Genomic DNA, 18,975 nt, shown 5'->3' with positions numbered 1-18,975 from the left:
TCACCTTTCTTTCGGTTGGTCGGTCAGCGGCACGTGATCCGGCCGCCGCCATTTGCGTTCAACTTCCACACCCCGTGTCGGGTGGCGCTTTTTGGTGCGGTGGTTCGATTTCGGCAGCGGGTTGTGGCCGTCCCTTTGCAGCACTTCCATGCGGACTTTCGTCTGCTTGAAGGCCGGAGTATTGGTCCGCTGGTCGGTCGCAGGGCCGGTCAAGAAGTTGATGGCCCGTTCCTTATTCGTGGAATGCATCGGCAAAAAGAGTTCATTGCCCTGGACCCGCGAAGTCACGACGACCGGCACTTTGACGGCGCCGAATGGAGAAATCAGCCGGACAACCGAACCGTCCAAAATGTCCCGCGCTTTTGCGAGTTCAGGCGACATTTCGACAAAGTTCTCCGGCACTTTTTCGTGGATGCCGGTTGAGCGGTCCGTCAAATTGCCTTCGTGGAAATGTTCGAGCATGCGGCCGTTGTTGATATGCAGATCGAACTCTGCCGCGAACTCGACCGGTTCGACCCAGTCCGACAGGGCAAAACGCGCTTTTTTGTCATTGAAATTAAACCCGTCGACATACAGCAGCGGCGTACTGGAACCGTCATGGCTGCCCCATAAGAAGCTGTTCCAGCCTTCCAGCGACTCATAATCGGCCTGGCTGAAAAGCGGCGTCAAGCTGGCCATTTCGGCGAAGATTTCACCCGGATGGCTGTAGTCCCAGTCGGCGCCGAGGCGTTTCGCGATTTCCTGGACAATCCACCAGTCGGGCTTTGCATCCCCAAGTTCCGGCAGTGCCTGGTAAAGACGCTGCACGCGGCGTTCCGTATTCGTGAACGTGCCATCTTTTTCGAGCGACGGCACCGCCGGCAGGATGACATCGGCGTATTGCGCCGTGCGGGAGAAGAAGATATCCTGCACCACGAAAAAGTCCAGTTTCGACAGGACTTCATCGACGTGGTTCGAGTTGGAATCGACCAGTGCCATGTCTTCGCCGACAACATACATCGCTTTCATGATGCCGTCGTCAACGGCGCGCAGCATTGACACGTTGTCAAAGCCCGGCTTGTCGCTGATTTCGACGCCGTAAGCCTGTTCGAATTTCGCACGCGCCGCATCGTCCGACACATGCTGATAGCCCGGCAGCCAGGCGGGAAGGGAACCCATATCGCAGGCGCCTTGCACGTTGTTGTGCCCGCGGAGCGGATACGCCCCGGCGCCCGGACGGCGGTAATTGCCAGTCGCCAGCAGCAAGTTCGAGATGGCAGCGGACGTGTCCGATCCGCCGGTATTCTGGGTGACGCCCATGCCCCACAAGATGCACGTGCCGTCTGCATCACGGATCGCTTCGGCAATCCGGATGAGCGTTTCCGGCGAAAGCCCGGTTTCCTGTTCGGCGTATTGAAGCGTATATTTCTCCAGCACCTCTTTGAAGTCCTCAAAATGGTGGACATTGTCTTCGATAAAGTCTTGGTCGTGCCAGCCCTGGTCGATCAAGTACTTAGTGACCGCCATGAGCCAGACCTGATCCGTGCCTTGTTTCGGCCGGATAAAGAGGTCGGCGCGTTCAGCCATTTCATTTTTCCGCAAGTCGGCGACAATCAGCTTCTGTCCATGCAGTTTGTGCGCCCGTTTCACGCGCGTGGCAAGGACTGGATGCCCTTCCGCCGGATTTGCGCCGATAATCATGACGAGGCCTGCACTAGCAATATCCTGGATGGTGCCGGCATCGCCGCCCATGCCGACCGTGCGGAACAGACCGTCCGTTGCCGGAGTCTGGCAATAGCGCGAGCAGTTGTCGACATTGTTCGATTCGAACACTTGGCGTGTCAGCTTTTGGATGACGTAATTGTCTTCATTGGTGATTTTTGACGAAGAAATGATGCCGACGCCGTCTTTGCCGTGTTCATGCCGGATTTCCCCGAGGCGTTTTGCCACCAGGTCGAGCGCATCTTCCCAAGTGGCTTCGACAAATTCTTCGCCGCGGCGGATCAGCGGTGTGGTCAGGCGCTCTTCGCTGTTGACAAAATCCCAGCCGAATTTTCCTTTGACGCAAGTGGAAATGGCATTCGCCGGTGCTTCCGATACCGGCTGGACTTTCAGGATTTTCCGGTCTTTCGTCCACACTTCGAACGTGCAGCCGACGCCGCAGAACGTGCACACCGTCTTAGTCTTTTTCGTTCGGGTTTCGCGCATCGCCGCTTCCGCATCTGAAATTGCCAGGATGCCGCTGTAGCCCGGTTCGACGTCTTTCACGAGGTCGATCAGCGGCGTCAGTACTTCATCTTTCAGGCCGGTCATAAAGCCGGCTTCGCCTTGCATCGTATTTTCCATGAGCGCGTTGCACGGGCATACCGTGACGCAGTGGCCGCAGCTGACGCAGGACGAATCGTTGATTTTCGCGCCGCCGTCCCACAAGACGATCGGGCGGTCCCGTTCCCAGTCCATCGACAAGGTTTCATTGACCTGCAGGTTCTGGCACGCTTCGACGCATTGCCCGCAGGCGATGCACTGGTTAGGGTCGTAGCGGTAAAACGGATTGGTGAAATCGACGGCATCTGTTGAACATTTCGGCTCGAACGGGTATTTCTGGTGTTCGATTTCCATCATGTCCACGGTGTTATGTACTTTGCAGTTGCCGTTGTTGTTGTCGCAGACCGTGCAATACAGTAAATGGTTTTCCAGGATCCGGTCCATCGCTTCCGTCTGCGCTTCTTTTGCCCGCGGGGAAGCGAGGCGGATATCCATCCCGGATACCGCTTTGGCCGAACAGGTCCGCATCAGCTGTCCGTCGACTTCCGCGATGCACGTGTCGCAGGTTTCAATCGGATTGACTTCGGGCAAATAACAGATCTGCGGATGCGTGATGCCATACGCATTGACCACTTGGAGAATCGTCTGGCCTTCCTGGAACTCATACAGTGAACCGTTGATTTTGACCGGCATGCCGGCACCTCCTTTTTTACTCGAACATTCCCAATTCCTTAAAATAAAAACGGCGCCGTTCTTTTGCGGCGCTTTATCCTCTGTGGTAATAGTATAATCAATTTAATAGAGTGCTACAATAAATTAACGGAATAATCAATCAATAAATGATATTTCTAAAAGGGATTGGTGATTATGCAAAAGGAGCAGCAAAAAACGCGGACAGTGCTCCGCTATATAGACGGCGAGTTCCGTGAGCGGGAAGACCGGATCGTGACCGAAGAGCCAATCACCATCCGGATCAACGGCCGCGAATTCATCACGATCGTCTGCTCGCCGGAATACATCGAAGACATGGCGGTCGGCTTTCTGGCATCGGAAGGCATCATCCCGAATCACCGCGATATCCGGGATATCCGCGTCGACAATGCACAAGGCATCGTCCATATCGAAGCGAATAAAATGTATCCGTTCTATGAGAACCTGCAGAACAAACGCTTTGTCTCGTCGTGCTGCGGAATGAGCCGGCAAGGCTTTGTATTTGCCCACGACGCCTTGACTGCGAAAACGATGGACAGTGTCCGGGTGACCTTGTCGCCGGAAGATTGTTTTTCCTTGATGGGAAAGCTGGAGGACAGCGCCGACATGTTCCGGCAGACCGGCGGCGTGCACAACGCTGCGCTGTGCAGCACCGACGGCTTTTTCCTATCGCGCATGGACATCGGCCGGCACAATGCGCTCGACAAAATTTACGGCCATTGCCTGCGAAACGACATTGATGTACGCGACAAAGTGATTGCTTTCAGCGGCCGCATTTCGTCGGAGATCCTGTTGAAAGTTGCGAAGATCGGCTGCGAAATCATTCTGTCAAAATCGGCGCCGACCGAACTCGCGCTGTCGCTTGCTGAAGAGCTCGGCATCACGACGGTCGGCTTTATCCGGAAAGGCTCGTTTAATCTCTACACGCATCCGGAACGCATCAAGACAACCACTGAACCATAAAAAATTCGTAATGAATCAAACACCCTGCACCAAAGAATTCATATGGAATTCCGGGCGCAGGGTGTTTTTGGTTTTTGTATCCAAGAGGTTTACAATTTATCCGATTGACTATATGATAAGAGAAAATTCTGAAAACATTTTCAGGAATATTTGGAGGAGCTGAAGCAATGGAAGAAAACAGAAAGCTGCCGCTTGCCGGACTGCGGGTCATTGACGCATCCACTGTGCTTGCGGGACCGATGCTGGCTACATATCTGGGGGATTTCGGAGCGGACGTCATTAAAGTGGAGCATCCTGCAGGAGACCCGCTGCGGAATGCCGGCCGCCAGAAAGACGGCGAGTCGCTTGAGTGGAAGCTCGTGTCGCGCAACAAAAAGCCGATCACGCTGAATTTCAGTACGCCGAAAGGCCAGGAGCTGTTCCATAAACTCGCTGCAACGGCAGACGTCGTCATTACGAATTTCCGTCCGAAGACTTTGGAGAAATGGAACATCACCTATGAATCCTTGTCGAAAGACAATCCTGGGTTGATTGTCGTGAAGGTGTCGGGCTTCGGTGAAGACGGCCCTTACAAGGAACGACCGGGGTTCGGTACGCTCGCGGAAGCGATGTCTGGCTTTGCGCAGGTCAACGGTTTTCCGGATAGAGGTCCGGTGCTGCCAAGTTTCGCGCTCGCCGATTACGCGACCGCGCTAATGGGCGCTTACGCCACGATGGTCGCGATTTACGAACGCGACCATTCGGAGGAGGGACGGGGGCAGTATATCGATTTGCCGATTTACGAAGCGCTCATGGGGATGCTCGGCAACCAGGTCATGGAATACGACCAGCTCGGCATCATTCCGGGACGGAAAGGGAACCGCACAGGCTGGACTGTACCGCGCAATTTATACGAAACGAAAGACGGGAAATGGCTTGCGATATCTGGCACGTCACAGCCGATCGTCGAACGCATATTCAAGGCAATCGGCCGGGAAGACTTGATAACGGATCCGAAATTCGCAACCAATCAGAAGCGCCTCGAGAACGTCGACGAACTGGAGGCGATCATCGCCGGCTGGATGAAAGGGTACACGCAGGACGAAATCCTCGAGCGCTTTGTCCATTTTGAAGCGACGATTGCGCCGGTCTATACAGTGGAAGACATTGTGAATGACCCGCATTTCAACCACCGAGAAAACATCGCGGATGTGCCGGATGTGCATTTCGGCAGCGTCAAGATGCTCAATGTGGCACCGAAACTGTCGCGTACACCGGGAGAAATACGCCATGCCGGAGCGGAACTCGGCTCATACAATGAAACGCTGTACGGCGAACTGGGGCTGACTCCGGAAGAAATCGAAGGACTGAAAAAAGACGGCATCATTTAAGGGGGAAAAAGGATGATTTACCGAAGTCTGATGTTTACACCGGGAACGAACAAAGAGCGGCTGCTGAAATCCGTCAGCAGCGAAGCGGACGCCTTGCTGTGGGATTTGGAGGACGCTGTCCATCCGGATGAAAAAGCGGCTGCCCGCGCAGTTATTAAAGAAGCGCTCGACGAACTGGAGGACAAACCGGCAAAGCCCATTTTCCTGCGCATCAACCAGTACGGCACCGAATGGTACGCGGAAGATGTCAAACTTGCCCGGCATGAAAACGTCAACGGCATCATGCTGCCGAAAGCGGAAAGTGCCCGGCAAGTACAGGAAACGTGGGACGGCATGGGTGCTAACGGCGAACTGATCGTCCTTGTAGAAACAGCAGTCGGCATCGTCCGTCTGGAAGACATCTTCAGCAATCCGAACGTCAGCGGCGTCGCGTTCGGCGCCATCGACTATGCAGCGGACGCGGATTTGACGCTGACGGAAGCGGGGCTTGAAGCGATTTATGCGCGCTCCCGCATCGTCACGTACGCCAAAGCGGGGGGCGTCGAAGGCATTTACGACACCGTATTCGCCGACATCCACAATACGGAAAGCCTGCAAAAGCGCGCCGTTTCAGCGCGTGCCCTCGGTTTTAACGGCCAGATGGCGGTGCATCCGAAACAGATTGAGACGATCCACGAAGTTTACAGCCCATCGCGGGAAGACATCGACTGGGCGGTGAAAGTGCTGCGCCATGCCGAACACGAAGCGAAAGGCGCCGGCGTCTTCATGCTGGACGGCAAAATGGTCGACCGGCCGATTATCGAAAAAGCGAAACAGATCTACAGCGCTGCTGAACGCTACCAGCTCATTATCGGCGGCTGATGCTTCAACGGAAGCGCTATGAAACATTCCAAACGCAACTGCCTCTTAATGAAGAAAACCGAACGTTATCCGATTCTTAATTCGCACAGGGATTAGTCATTTTGTAAGGAGTGGTTCACGTGAATCTGGAATTTCAAAAGGAGCAAAAACGAGTCGACCGCGTGATGCAGGAAGTCACCGGGCAGCTCCGAAGATTGGAAGCAGATACGTCTCGCCAAAAAGACGATGTGGTGAACATCCGCCGCCATTTCTGGGATGAAAACAAAATAAGCCTCGATTCGTTCGACGATTTCCTGGAAACGATCATCGGCTTGCGGCAGGAAGCACAGGCGCTGTCCGTCAGTGAAACCACCCACCGACAGTCCACCAAAAAGCTGGCGGAACTTCGAAGCATGCAAAGAACGCCGTATTTCGGCCGCATCGATTTTCAAGAGGAAGACGAACCGGAAAAAGAAGAAGTCTATATCGGCATCTCGACATTGACCGATTCAACAGGCGATGAATTCCTTGTTTACGACTGGCGCGCACCGGTCTCGAGCGTCTACTACGACCACCAGCCGGGACCCGCATCTTATTCAACGCCAGGCGGGGAAGTGCGAGGGCATTTGGAGAAGAAATGGCAATATTTGATTCGCAGCGGCGTTTTAGAGTCGATGTTCGACACGAGTCTGACCATTGGGGACGAAATCCTGCAGCAGGTGCTTGGCAAAAGCGCCGACAAGAAGATGCACAGCATCGTCGCGACGATTCAGCAGGAACAGAACCGCATCATCCGCCACGACCGGACACGCCTGCTGATCGTACAGGGGGCAGCCGGCAGCGGGAAGACTTCGGCTGCGCTGCAGCGCATCGCGTATCTTCTCTATAAATACCGGGATCAATTGAACGCCGACCAGATCATTCTGTTTTCGCCGAACGCAATGTTTTCGAGCTACGTGTCGAATGTGCTGCCGGAACTCGGCGAAGAGAACATGCACCAAGTGACGTTCCAAGAATACTTGAACCACCGGTTGAGCGCCCAGTTTGAGCTTGAGAATCCGTACGGACAGCTGGAGTACGTGTTGACGAAAAGGGACGATCCGGCATACGCGGCCCGTGTGGCAGCCATCCGCTTCAAGGCATCGGTCCAGTTTTTCGAAGCCATCAAATCGTATCGGCGGACGTTGGAGGAGTCCGGCATGATATTCAAGCGCATCCGTTTCGCTGGACATCCGATTGCAAGCGCCGAAGCCATTGAAGCGCGGTTTTATTCCCGCGACACAACGCTGCGTTTCCACAACCGGCTGGAAGGGTTGAAGGACTGGCTGTTGAAAGAGCTCGATGAATTTGAAAAACAGGAATGGGAAGAGCCGTGGGTGGAAGAGGAAATGGAGCTGCTCAGCAACGATTCCTACCAGAAAGCGCATGCCTATCTGGCAGCGAAAAAAGGTTTTAAAGGAAAAGCGGTGAGCGACTACGAAATGGAGCCGGAAGAACTGGCCCGGCTTGTTGTGCGCCAGAAGCTGAAACCGCTCCGAAAAAAGATCAAGGCTTACCGCTTTGTCGATGTCAAAGCACTGTACCGCCAACTTTTTGCAGGATTTTTGGAAGATAATCAGGCGGAACTGCCTGCGGAATGGGAAGCCATTTGCCGGCAGACACTTGATAAGCTTTCGGAAGAGGAACTGTTTTACGAAGACGCCACGCCGTTTCTGCTGTTGAAAGAACTGATTCTCGGCTTTCAGACGAACACGGCGATCCGCCACATTGTCATCGATGAGGCACAGGATTACTCGCCGTTCCAGTTTGAATTTTTGAAGAGGCTGTTTCCCTCAGCGCGCATGACGGTGCTCGGCGACTTCAACCAGGCGATTTTTGCCCATGCCGGTGAATTCAACGATTTTGATGTGCTGACCAACCTGTACGGAACAGATCAAACCGAAACGATCCGTCTGGCGCAAAGCTACCGCGCCACCAAACCAATCATCGAATTCACCCGCCGGCTTGTGCCGGAAGGCAACGCCATCGTCCCGTTTGAGCGGCAAGGCGAAAAGCCGGTCCTGACGGAAGTAGCGGATCATGCAGAACTGCATCGCTGCATCATGGAGCGGGTCGCAGAACTGCGCGGCAAATTCGGCACGATTGCCATCATCTGCAAATCCGCTTCCGAAGCCGCGCATGCCCATGAAGCCTTGTCCGGCATCGAGGGGCTGAAGCGGATGAAGACCGGCTCCGCCGAATACGAGCAGGGCGTCATCGTCATCCCGTCGTATTTGGCAAAAGGCATCGAGTTCGACGCCGTCATCCTCTACGACGCCTCGGAACAGATGTACGGACAGGAAAGCCTGCGCCGCCTGTTCTACACCGCCTGTACGCGTGCTATGCACGAACTGCAGCTTTTCTCCGTCGGCAAACCGAGTCCGTTTCTAGAGGAAGCACTGCAGGAAGGGCTGGTTCGGGTTGAGGCATGAGTTGCATTATGCACATGGACCGAACAGGATGAAGCAATGATGGACCGTTCGTAAACCTGTCTAGAAATAAAAGAACGTTCGTAAAGTGTTTTGACACATTTACGAACGTTCTTTTTATGAAGTTCGGAGAGGCTTTAGAGCGTTCGGAAAGGTGTACTTTTACGAACGCTTTTTTCTACGAAGACTCAACATACTGATTAGAGAAATGCCATCTAAGGATTAATCAAAATCCTTTGTCTGTTAAAACGTTTAAAAGTATGTTATATTGTTCATTAATAAAGTTAACAGGAGGCATGGAATGGAAAATATTCAAGGGATTATTTCGAAAAACTTGGCCAATCTACGGAAACGAAGGAACCTTACGCTCGATCAGGTTTCTGAAGCAACAGGGGTCAGTAAAGCCATGCTGGCTCAAATTGAGAAAGGGAAATCCAATCCGACGGTAGCGACTTTATGGAAAATCGCAAACGGCCTTCAAGTTTCCTTCACTTCCTTCATGACGGAAAGCGAGCCTCAAGTCAAGCAGATTAGTCTGACTGACATTGAGCCCATTACGGACAATGAAGGCAGATATCGGGTCTATCCTTTTTTCCCTTTTCATCCGGATAAAAAATTCGAGATTTACGTCACTGAACTGGAGCCAGGCTGTTTTCATCAGGCCAAAACCCATTTGGGGGAAGAATACATCGTCATGAAAAACGGGGAACTGATCATGGATCTTCAAGGTCAGCGTTATACATTGGCCTCCGGGGATGCGCTTCAATTTTCCGGTACGGTTCCGCACAGCTATAAAAATGAAACAGCGGAACCAGCCAGCTTTTTTATGCTGATGTTCTATCCTGAAAATGAAATCTGAAAAGACGCAGGCTAAACATTAGTGAATTATCCATGAGGAGATGAAGAGATGAACGTACTGATTGTATATGCACATCCTGAACCGCAATCGTTCAATGGAGCGCTAAAGGACTTGGCAGTTTCAGAATTGACCAAACTGGGTCATCAAGTAGAAGTATCGGATTTGTACGCCATGAATTTCAAGGCGGTTGCCGACGGCGGTGATTTTCAGCAGCGTCAGGACGAACACTCTTTGAAATATGCAGTTGAACAGAAACATGCGGTCAAAACCGAAAGTTTTTCACGCGATATTGAAGATGAACAGGAAAAGCTGGTGTGGGCCGATTTTGTTATTTTCCAGTTTCCCATTTGGTGGTACTCCATGCCGGCCATCTTAAAAGGATGGTTTGACCGGGTGTATGCTTCGGGCTTTATCTACACCAGAGAAAATAGATACGATTCGGGAGGGTTAAAAGGTAGAAAAGCCATGCTTTCGGTGACGACTGGAACGCCCAAAGGGGCTTATATGCCAAACGGGATGGATGGCGATATTCATGAAAAAATTCTCTACCATATCAATCATGGCATGCTCTACTTTTCGGGCATGCAGCCAGTCGAGCCATTCATCTCATGGACACCGTCACATGACGAAGATGAACGGAAAATGTATTTGGAGGCGTACAAACAGCGGCTTCATACTCTAGTTGAACAACCCATCATTTCTTACCACCCAAAAGACCATTACGATGAGAATCATCAATTGAAGAAAGAATATCAATAAAGCAATCGCTCTTCACTTTTGCGATGCAAGTATACTTTATTTTTATAGATTAGAAGAAGGCACAGTGAAGGAGGAGACGCATGAAACCTTTCCAGGCGGATTTACTGATGTTACTGGTGACAATCGGATGGGGATCGTCTTATTTGTTTATGAAAATAGGAATTGATTCGCTTGGAGAATTCAATGTAATCGCGCTTCGATTCGGATTGGCATTTGTGCTGGCGGCGGGCCTCTTTTTTCGGCGGTTCAGGAAAATTGATTGCCTCACCTTAAAGTGTGCGGCCATTCTAGGGGTTATTCTATTCATCGTTTTCGTGTTAATCACGTATGGATTGAACACGACCACCACGTCAAATGCAGGTTTTTTGGTTAGCTTGACTGTGGTATTTGTTCCGCTGATTACGGCTTTCGTATTGCGAAAAAAAGTTGAATTGAAAACGGCCCTGAGTGTGATTCTTGCCATTACAGGAATCGGTTTTCTCACCATTCAACTGCCTTTAGTGTTTAATAGGGGCGACTTATTCTGTATGGGGGCTGCGCTTTTCTATGCCGTGCATATTATAGTGGTAAGTTCGGCAGCCAAGAAGGTGGATCCGTTAAACTTAGGGATTGCCCAGCTGGGCTTCACCGGATTGTATGGGTTGATCTTTTCATTTATTTTCGAAGTGCCTGCTTGGCCCAGTACCACAATTAGCTGGCTTGCGATTCTTGCCTTAAGCATCTTTTGCAGTGCCATCGGCTTCATTTTACAAATCATCGCCCAAAAATACACGTCACCGACACGTACAGGACTGATGTTTTCGTTAGAGCCGGTTTTCGCTGCTTTATTTGGTTATGTATTTGCACAAGAAATATTGCACGGCAAAGGCTATATCGGGGCAGCTCTTATTTTACTCAGTGTTGTCTTATCAAGCAGCCAAAGGAAGAGCAGTCAATCAAAGCAAAGGAGTGATATACGAAACAGTGGACGGAATTTATCGCAATGATATATAACTCGTCAATCACTCATATAAATCAGTTTACATATCATTGAATTATCGGAAAAGTAGAAACTTCGTCTAAAATTTTCACTCTTTTTTCGTTTTTAAAAGTGTATTTTACGAACGCCTTAGTGTGATAGAAGAATAGATCCGATTATATTATTAGATTTACTAAATTAATAACTACAAAATATATAAGTCAACAAACTACATTTGCTAATTTAAGAGGGAAAATGCTCTAAAATCTTTAAATACTGTTCAAAAGATGCTGACTAAGTTTTACATTTCTGCACTTGTCCTTTTTAAAAAAAATAAAAAGCCCTTCCTGCCGTATTTTTAAGAAAGATGCGGCAGGAAGGACGATTTGATTTTTTTGGTTCTTCTTTTTAAAAAAGTACGTTCAATGGAACTTAGTTCTACTCACCATTTTTGCGAGGTAGGAGTTACTAATACATCGTTGATCAGAACATCAGCAGGCTGATCGATAACAAAAGCAATGGTTTTAGCCACGTGCTCCACATCAATTGCCACTTCATTTAAATTCTCAAGAACACTTTCCACATCACGATCGGTTACTGTATCTTGCCAATTGGTGGCAATCACACCGGGAGAGACCATCGAAGCTTTGATGTTGTATTTAACAGACATTTCCTTACGAAGGCTTTCAGTTATTGCTTTAACTGCGTATTTTGTTGAGCTGTAGACACCATGCCCTTCACCTACAGCGTGACCGGCAACTGAACCGACATTAATGATTTGGCCAGATCCTTGTTCCTTCATTTTCGGAAGCACTGCTGCGATTCCATAAAGAACCCCTTTAAGATTCAGGTCGATCATTTTTTCCCATTCTTCTACGTGCGTATTGTCCCACATTGAGAATAACATCAGTCCGGCCGAGTTAATCAAGGTGTCCACACGATTGAATTTCTCAATAGTGAAATCAACTAAAGATTGAACTTCGTCTTTATTGGTCACATCCGTTGAGCGGTACAGTGCCGTTCCACCGCTGTTGTTTATGCGCTCTGCAAGAACTTTCAGCTTTTCTTCGCTTCTTGCTGCTAAAACCACTTTGGCGCCGCGTTCTGAAAGATAAAGAGCCGCTGCCTCGCCAATCCCGCTTGAAGCCCCGGTGATGATAATCACTTTGTCGTCAATGTATGTCATTATAAACTCCCTCCAAAATATGTTTTCATTTTTGTTTCGTGTACTCGGTATAGGTATTAACTAAATACTGCTTACTTGAATCCTGCTGCATATTGTACAGGCACAGAGGTCTCTTTTCTTATTTTTTCTGCAGCTTCCAGGGTCCAATAAGGGTTTTTCAACATGCCTCGGCCGACAGCGACTAAGTCGGCTTCTTCGTTGCCGATTTTGCTTAAGCTGCGCCCTCATTTTATGGGGCGAAGTTTGATGTTGTAAAGATGAGATTCTCTTTTTAACAGTCACAGTTCCCATATTAAACACAAGCTTATCGGGTTATACGTAATAGTATGTAATTACTAAAGTATTATAGAAAGATGCGCTAACTGTCTAGTAGTTTACATATCATAAATTTATCAGAAGTAACAGCTAATTTATTGACGAAATACAAAGAGGAAAATCATTGCCTATAAGCACTGATTTTCCTCTTTATCTGTACAAGTCTTATTTTTGAAAGCAAAATGTATAATCAGTGGAATGAGAGTAACTCTTTGATTGATTATAAAAAAAGTCCTAGCCGTTGCAAAAGTTGTTGTGCTTATTTGTCTAGGAGCAAAATTCTGCAGCTACTATCGATACAGTCGGATGGTTTCCTCTAAAAAAATTAAATAATTTTCTATAAAACTATGTGGTTCCAAAATCTTAACTTTATTGCCGAAACCAGCTACAAACTGGTAAGCAAAATGGCTCTCAGGTAGCTCAATCTTGACAAGATAACTTTCTGCCGTCATTTCCGTAACAGAACTTTTGCCATATCTCTCGATAAACTGATCTCTGACCACAACATCGACTAATAGCTGTACCGGGACCAACTCGGATTGTCCACTATGCTTTTGGTCTTTTATAGATTCGAGATCGGACCTCGGACTGAAAGAACCTTCCTGTTTAATATCGATCATCCTCGTCAACTTGAATGTTCGATAGTCTTTGCGTTCAAGACAATAAGCAAAAAGATACCAATGCATCTCCATTAAACGCAGCCTATAAGGTTCTACGACCCGACAGCTTCTTTTGCCGCCTTGATCGACGTATTCAAATGTTAACAACCAGTTCTTTCCGATTGCTTGATTGATCAGTGTAATGTCTTCTTTGATCTCGCTTCTACCTGACCAATCATAAAAACTCAAATCCAGTTTTGCGGTCGTTTCCAGGCTGGTCATTGATTTGATTTTTTGAATTGTCATTTGAATTTCCGGGTTCGTTATCAATTGGTCGTAGCCACCTAAGGAGACGAGGATATTTTCTAAGTCTTGGCTGTTTACCAAACGTTTATCGAGTTTATATTCATCCATTAACGCATATCCTCCCTCAGCACCGTGTTCTGCATAAATGGGGATATTTGCATAACCCAAGGCTTCTATATCCCGTTGGATTGTTCGCTTTGAAACATCGAATAGACGGCTGAATTCTGAGGCTGAAACAATTTCCTTTTGCAGTAAAATCATGACAATTGAGATAAGCCGTTCAATTTTTTTCATAGTGTCCTCCGATATACGACATACTGTTGTCACCTATGCCCCATTATACTTTGGGTATAACAAAGGAGGAAATAAAAGATGAAAACAGTAGCTTATCTACAATTTGAAGGCAAGGCAGAAGAAGCACTGACGTTTTACGAAAGAGCATTGCAAGCAACAAGTGTGAAAAAAGTGAGATTTAATGCTTTTGACCAAGATCCGAATGCGCCATTCACGGAAGAAGAACAAAACATGATCATGGAATCGCGTATTGAATTCGCAGGAAACACATTGATGCTCTCGGATGTCCCACTGGGTATGCAAGCGGTGACAGGAGGAATTACGCAAGGGAATTCCCTCCTTATTAGTATCATCGATGCTGAACCAGAAGCCAATCAGTCCATTTTCGAAGCACTTTCTGAAGGTGGTACGGTAATCATGCCCTTATCTTCTACTCCGTGGTCCGCCAGTTTTGGTATGTTAATCGACCGGTTTGGTGTGATGTGGAAATTTAATGGTGAAGCGAGTAAGTTTCTAGATGGTTTTGTGAATTAGAACAAAAGCATTAACTAGTATGTATTTTGATTAATTGTTGTATTAAATTGGTCCTTCAACTTTATACTTAAAGTTAAAAAGAACACATAAATATGAAATATATTTAAGTAGTTGGCCATTATCGCACTAAAATTCGATAACAAGTTAATTGAATAGGCATAGAAAGGAAGAGAAGACGCTCAATTAGAGCATTTTCTCTTCCTTTCTGTTGATGGAGGTGTACTTTTACAAACAGTTCAGTTTTCATTCTGGTTTTTTCCTCAAATAACATGAGTATTTCGTAAATAAGCTCTACAAAGTAGCTAGACTGTAAATGTTAAAAAATATAAAAAGAAAATTAATGAAAATTCCTATTAATTTTATATGCCATGAGGTTACCAGAAGCTATATGAGGATTTAGTTAAAATAAACAAAAGGCATTCATATTAAAACTGTGAACTAATTCTCATTCTTTTCTCTTTAGTTTATCTTCATGCGATTACTGAGACTGAGTGGTATAATAAATTGAAAAAACAGACAATTTAGGAGGCAATGCAATGTCTATTTGGGAAACCTTAAGGGCAAGTGCAGGAGATGGAAACGCCAAAGTGGGGACCTCTATCGCAAAAGCCAAAGTCTATCAAGGAAGTTCGATTTCAGGAGAAATCTATGTAATCGGAGGCGAAACCGAACAGGAAATTAAAGGAGCGTATATCTTTGTAATGACAAATGTATTGGTTGAGGAAGGGGGGCGGAAAGCGCTGGAAGAAGTGGAAATCCAGAAGCTGAAAATTAGTGGAGCTTTCACGATAGGGCCACGGGAAGAAAAAACGATTCCTTTTGCATTTGAGTTATCCCGAGAGACCCCAATGACCGTCCATAAAGTGGATGTCTGGCTAAAGACGATGTTGGAGGTAACGGGGAAAAACAATTTGAGAGAAGAGCATGACATTCATGTGTTTGGAACAGAAGCTGCAGAAAAGATTTTGTATGCTGTTCAGGAAATGGACTTTCCGCTGAAGAAAGTGGTCAATGTACAAAGTCGGCGTACGAACAGTGGCGTACTCCAAGAATTTGAATTTTACCCCAACAAAAAATTCAAGCGCCGGTTCAGTGAGCTGGAGTTGGTCCTTATCTCCGATCAAGCAGGAACGACGGCATATATCCAGCTGGATAAAGAAGAAAGGCAGACGAAAGACCTTCTCGCCCGTGAACTGAACGGGAAGGAGACGATATTGACCCTTCATTACCCATCTAGCAATGTGCCCGGTGTTGATGCAATCGCTCGTCAGCTGCATGATCTTCTGTTGGGCAAAACTTAGAGAATTTAAGCGAGAAAGGGCTTCCTCTGTTCTATAGAGTCCCTAAAAGGATTCAAAGGGATCCTTTTCGTACAACGGAGGATTGGAAGTTGCTGTTATTAAAAAGGAGAAAAGAGGTTTTTAGATTAACCTCTTCTCTCCTTTTTGGTTTGTAAATGAGTGCATTTACGAATGGATTAAGAATGGTGGACAACAAAGCGCTTGTTTAGATGGATGTATTCAAGTTAATTTGGATGTGAAATTTTAAGAAGAGCAAAAATAATTATTTGCCATATGATTACTCAAAACTAAGCAGTTAAATATTCTTATAAGGAACCGGAGAAGAAAGGTTCATCATCGTATGGGGTTCTCCGTACTCCATACTCAAATCAATGAACTCTTCCAGCAATTCGTTTGTTTCTGTGACTACCTTAACGAGGTAACTATACTCGCCAGTTAATCGATGGCATTCTATTACTAAAGGATTGTCCTTGCAGAATTCTCTAAATGCTTTGCAGCGATAAGTTTTCATTAAAATAAATGCTTTAACTGACTTGTTTATCTTTCTTGAATTGATTTCAGCCCGATATCCTTCGATTATCCCGTTATCCTCTAGTTTCCGGACTCTTTCTGTTACAGCAGGAACAGACAAAGAGATTCTATTTCCTAGCTCTGTCATCGATATCCGGCCTTCTCGCTGCAGGATATCGATTATTCTTCGATTGATGTTATCCACTTTTTATCACCTGCAAATATTATTTGAAATCCCTAAATTTCCTTATTTATTAAACTATACTCCTCAATAATCCTAAAAAAAGGATGGGTTTTAAATAGAATTTCAAATAGAATGAACTGAGTTCAAAAAGGAGGAAATATTATGGGGTTAGAAATGAAAAACAGCTGTGAAAAGTGTTCTGGACATATTGAAACAGAGGCTTATATTTGTGTTCATGAGTGTACGTTCTGCCAGGAGTGTACGATAAGGATGTTTAACATTTGTCCAAATTGCAATGGGGAGCTTGTAAGAAGACCAAAACCAAACGGTGCTTGTCCGATTCGCTCTATGCCATAAATTTTCATTAAAAATCTGTTTAAATTCTACTTCCAGTAGAACGATTTTAGTTAGTTGCCCCTATACATGGATTCTTATTTTCAAAAAACGGTTTATTCGTGGCCAAGGCAAACTAGAATGTACGGGAAACTACTTATTGATTGCAGCAATAAAAAATGTTTCGGAAGCAAACTCCGTATACAAAGTAGAAGCGTAGAAAGGTACCGAAAAATATTCTTACTGTCTTTCAGTGCATTTGTCCAAAAATTTTTAACCCAAGTTTAAAACGAAGCATTTTGAGAAGGGGAAGATAAGGTTGGTACAAGCGTATTTTCTTTATCTTTTTGTCCGGACTCATGTACTTTTACGAACTGGGTATTTGAGAATTAATTGGCTTTCTTTAAAATTATTGCTTGTCATAGAGTATTTACTAGTTTGATAGAGTTGTGGTAATATTACGGGAATTATAAAAATGAAAAGCGTTGAAGAGAACAGTAGATAGCTTAAGACTTTTTCTAGAGAGCTCCGGTTGCTGGAAAGGAGTAGGAGTCCGTTATTGAAACAAACCTCTGAGCATCACAGCGGAACCTGATTTTGGGGGATGTTGGGACGGGAGCTCCCGTTATCGGGCTAAGGTAATCGCCATTTTTCATGGCTGTACCGAATGAGGTTAATGCGGTGACGTATTGACAAACAGGGGTGGCACCACGATTTTAGTAATCTCGTCCCCAAGACAATTGTCTTGGGGGTGGGATTTTTTTGTTTGGCTAAAATTCAGTGGGGAGAGGTTACGATGAAAAACTGGAAGTATTCTTTATTATTGCTAGGCGGGATTGGCATTTCCAACATAGGCGGATGGGTGTATCTGATTGCCTTGAATTTAATTATCCTCAATGAAACGGGTTCTCCTCTGGCGGTTGCTTTGCTCTACATTTTAGGGCCGATCGCCACTATTTGCTCCAACTCCTGGGCAGGGAGCCTGATCGACCGGGTTAATTCAAGAAAATTGATGATTGGGTTAGACATTTCACGTGCTCTATGTATCGCCTTGATTCCGGTGCTTCCTTCACTGTTCTCTGTGTATGTCATCGTATTTATCATCAATATTGGAAGTGCCATGTTTGAACCTACATCCATGGTGTATATGACCAAGCTCATCCCAGAGAAGGATCGTCAAAGATTCAATGCGTTAAGAAGCTTTATCAATTCTTGCGGAACTTTAATTGGCCCGGCAATAGCGGGTCTCTTATTTTGGATGGGCACACCTGATACGGCTATCTATGTAAATTCCGTTGCTTTAATCTTGTCAGTTTTCATCATCCTGTTCTTGCCGAACGTGGATTCCCAAACAGTCCCATCCGAAACTGAAAAACTTTCTTGGAAGATGATAAAAGCTGACTTTCAAGTAGTCTACCAGTTCAGTCAAACCAATACGTTTATTTTAAAAGTTTATCTATTGTTTGTTGGAATGACGATATTTATGACCGCCCTGGATTCATTGGAAGCGGCTTTTGCGAAAGGAGTTCTTTTAATGTCTGACACCAACTACGGATTCTTGCTGAGTGTATTTGGAACGGGGATTATTTTGGGTTCAGTCATCAACACCGTTTTTTCCAAACAATTAGCGGTCAACCTGCTAATCGGGGGCGGCTCTGTTTTTACGGCAGTCGGTTATATGGCGCTCTACAGTTCGCAAGGTTTTCCCGGTGCTGCAACGGGAACTTTTATGATTGGGTTTGCGATCACGTTTGCCAACACCGGGTATTTGACGTTCTATCAGAACAACGTGCCAGTGAAAATAATGGGCCGGTTTAGCAGCTTATTCAGTATTGTTGAAGCCGTATTTATCATCATTCTAACCGTAATGATCGGTTTGGCAGCTGAATTGACTTCCATACGACCGGTTGGATTAATCGGTTCCTTTACTTTCTTATTGCTGGGGATTATTGCATGTAAGACTGTAACAGCCAAAAGAAGAAAAGTGCATTTCGAAGAAAAATTGCCCTTAAACAATTAGCTTTTGGGATAAGACTAAAAATGAATATCAAGTATGTGCAGATAAGTTACATGCATAAATCGTCTAATCAGCTTTGTTGCTCTTTGCGTTTAAGTGATCAAAATGAAAAAACACGTTCGAAGGTGCACCTTCGAACGTGTTTCCTTTCTTCGTCTTTTCATCCTGGCCTTTTCCACTTTATATTGGAACAGTTCCAGGAAGACGAACAGAAAGTATAAGCA

General features: G+C 46.5%; 15 protein-coding genes, 1 pseudogene and 1 other annotated feature. Of the genes and pseudogenes, 11 read left to right on the top strand and 5 right to left on the bottom strand.

The window, feature by feature from the left end; genetic code table 11:
- Complete coding sequence (gene fdhF / locus QWY22_RS18250; RefSeq protein ID WP_300982218.1) at nt 1-2,937, bottom strand: formate dehydrogenase subunit alpha; 2,937 nt, start codon at nt 2,935-2,937, stop codon at nt 1-3.
- Between the two features lie 174 nt (nt 2,938-3,111).
- On the opposite strand from fdhF, the gene fdhD reads away from it, so the two are divergent.
- The 7 genes from fdhD (at nt 3,112) to QWY22_RS18215 (ending at nt 11,200) form a co-directional block, all read left to right on the top strand.
- Nucleotides 3,112-3,918, top strand: a complete 807-nt coding sequence (gene fdhD / locus QWY22_RS18245) for a formate dehydrogenase accessory sulfurtransferase FdhD (protein ID WP_300982217.1) — start codon at nt 3,112-3,114, stop codon at nt 3,916-3,918.
- Nucleotides 3,919-4,085: 167 nt separating this feature from the next.
- The gene (locus tag QWY22_RS18240) at nt 4,086-5,288 is read left to right on the top strand and encodes a CaiB/BaiF CoA transferase family protein (RefSeq protein ID WP_300982216.1); all 1,203 of its coding nucleotides are present in this window, start codon (nt 4,086-4,088) and stop codon (nt 5,286-5,288) included.
- 12 nt (nt 5,289-5,300) lie between these two features.
- Complete coding sequence (locus QWY22_RS18235) at nt 5,301-6,149, top strand: HpcH/HpaI aldolase/citrate lyase family protein (RefSeq protein WP_300982215.1); 849 nt, start codon at nt 5,301-5,303, stop codon at nt 6,147-6,149.
- 119 nt (nt 6,150-6,268) lie between these two features.
- Complete coding sequence (gene helD, locus QWY22_RS18230; RefSeq protein WP_300982214.1) at nt 6,269-8,599, top strand: RNA polymerase recycling motor HelD; 2,331 nt, start codon at nt 6,269-6,271, stop codon at nt 8,597-8,599.
- Between the two features lie 298 nt (nt 8,600-8,897).
- Nucleotides 8,898-9,455, top strand: a complete 558-nt coding sequence (locus QWY22_RS18225; RefSeq protein WP_300982213.1) for a helix-turn-helix domain-containing protein — start codon at nt 8,898-8,900, stop codon at nt 9,453-9,455.
- Between the two features lie 48 nt (nt 9,456-9,503).
- Nucleotides 9,504-10,214, top strand: coding sequence for an NAD(P)H-dependent oxidoreductase (locus QWY22_RS18220; protein ID WP_300982212.1), 711 nt, complete (start codon nt 9,504-9,506; stop codon nt 10,212-10,214).
- 80 nt (nt 10,215-10,294) lie between these two features.
- Nucleotides 10,295-11,200, top strand: coding sequence for a DMT family transporter (locus QWY22_RS18215; protein ID WP_300982211.1), 906 nt, complete (start codon nt 10,295-10,297; stop codon nt 11,198-11,200).
- Nucleotides 11,201-11,614: 414 nt separating this feature from the next.
- Here the strand turns inward: QWY22_RS18215 and QWY22_RS18210 are convergent, their stop codons facing one another.
- The 3 genes and pseudogenes from QWY22_RS18210 to QWY22_RS18200 form a co-directional block, all read right to left on the bottom strand.
- On the bottom strand, nt 11,615-12,358 hold the full coding sequence (locus tag QWY22_RS18210) for an SDR family oxidoreductase (RefSeq protein WP_300982210.1): 744 nt from the start codon (nt 12,356-12,358) through the stop codon (nt 11,615-11,617).
- A 71-nt stretch (nt 12,359-12,429) separates the two neighbouring features.
- Nucleotides 12,430-12,564, bottom strand: a pseudogene (locus QWY22_RS18205) (NADPH dehydrogenase); the annotation flags it as partial.
- A gap of 399 nt (nt 12,565-12,963) precedes the next feature.
- Entirely contained in the window at nt 12,964-13,872 is a 909-nt protein-coding gene (locus QWY22_RS18200) for a helix-turn-helix transcriptional regulator (RefSeq protein ID WP_300982209.1), read from the bottom strand.
- A 78-nt stretch (nt 13,873-13,950) separates the two neighbouring features.
- Between QWY22_RS18200 and QWY22_RS18195 the strand changes: the two genes are divergently transcribed.
- Both QWY22_RS18195 and QWY22_RS18190 read left to right on the top strand, forming a co-directional pair.
- Nucleotides 13,951-14,406: a VOC family protein gene (locus QWY22_RS18195; RefSeq protein WP_300982208.1), complete on the top strand. Its 456-nt coding sequence runs from the start codon at nt 13,951-13,953 to the stop codon at nt 14,404-14,406.
- A 536-nt stretch (nt 14,407-14,942) separates the two neighbouring features.
- Nucleotides 14,943-15,707: a sporulation protein gene (locus tag QWY22_RS18190; RefSeq protein WP_300982207.1), complete on the top strand. Its 765-nt coding sequence runs from the start codon at nt 14,943-14,945 to the stop codon at nt 15,705-15,707.
- 295 nt (nt 15,708-16,002) lie between these two features.
- On the opposite strand, the gene QWY22_RS18185 is transcribed toward QWY22_RS18190, so the two are convergent.
- On the bottom strand, nt 16,003-16,422 hold the full coding sequence (locus QWY22_RS18185) for an Lrp/AsnC family transcriptional regulator (RefSeq protein ID WP_300982206.1): 420 nt from the start codon (nt 16,420-16,422) through the stop codon (nt 16,003-16,005).
- 141 nt (nt 16,423-16,563) lie between these two features.
- On the opposite strand from QWY22_RS18185, the gene QWY22_RS18180 reads away from it, so the two are divergent.
- Together QWY22_RS18180 and QWY22_RS18175 are read left to right on the top strand one after the other, a co-directional pair.
- Nucleotides 16,564-16,758: a DUF1272 domain-containing protein gene (locus QWY22_RS18180; protein ID WP_300982205.1), complete on the top strand. Its 195-nt coding sequence runs from the start codon at nt 16,564-16,566 to the stop codon at nt 16,756-16,758.
- Nucleotides 16,759-17,210: 452 nt separating this feature from the next.
- Nucleotides 17,211-17,470 (top strand) — a binding site (T-box leader).
- 60 nt (nt 17,471-17,530) lie between these two features.
- A complete protein-coding gene (locus QWY22_RS18175; RefSeq protein ID WP_300982204.1) occupies nt 17,531-18,754 on the top strand; it encodes an MFS transporter in 1,224 nt (407 codons plus the stop codon).
- The last annotated feature ends 221 nt before the right edge of the window (nt 18,755-18,975 follow it).

The organism is Planococcus liqunii (assembly GCF_030413595.1).
Classification (GTDB): domain Bacteria; phylum Bacillota; class Bacilli; order Bacillales_A; family Planococcaceae; genus Planococcus; species Planococcus liqunii.
Note: the sequence above shows the minus strand (reverse complement) of the source record. Positions and strands in the feature narration are given on the sequence as shown.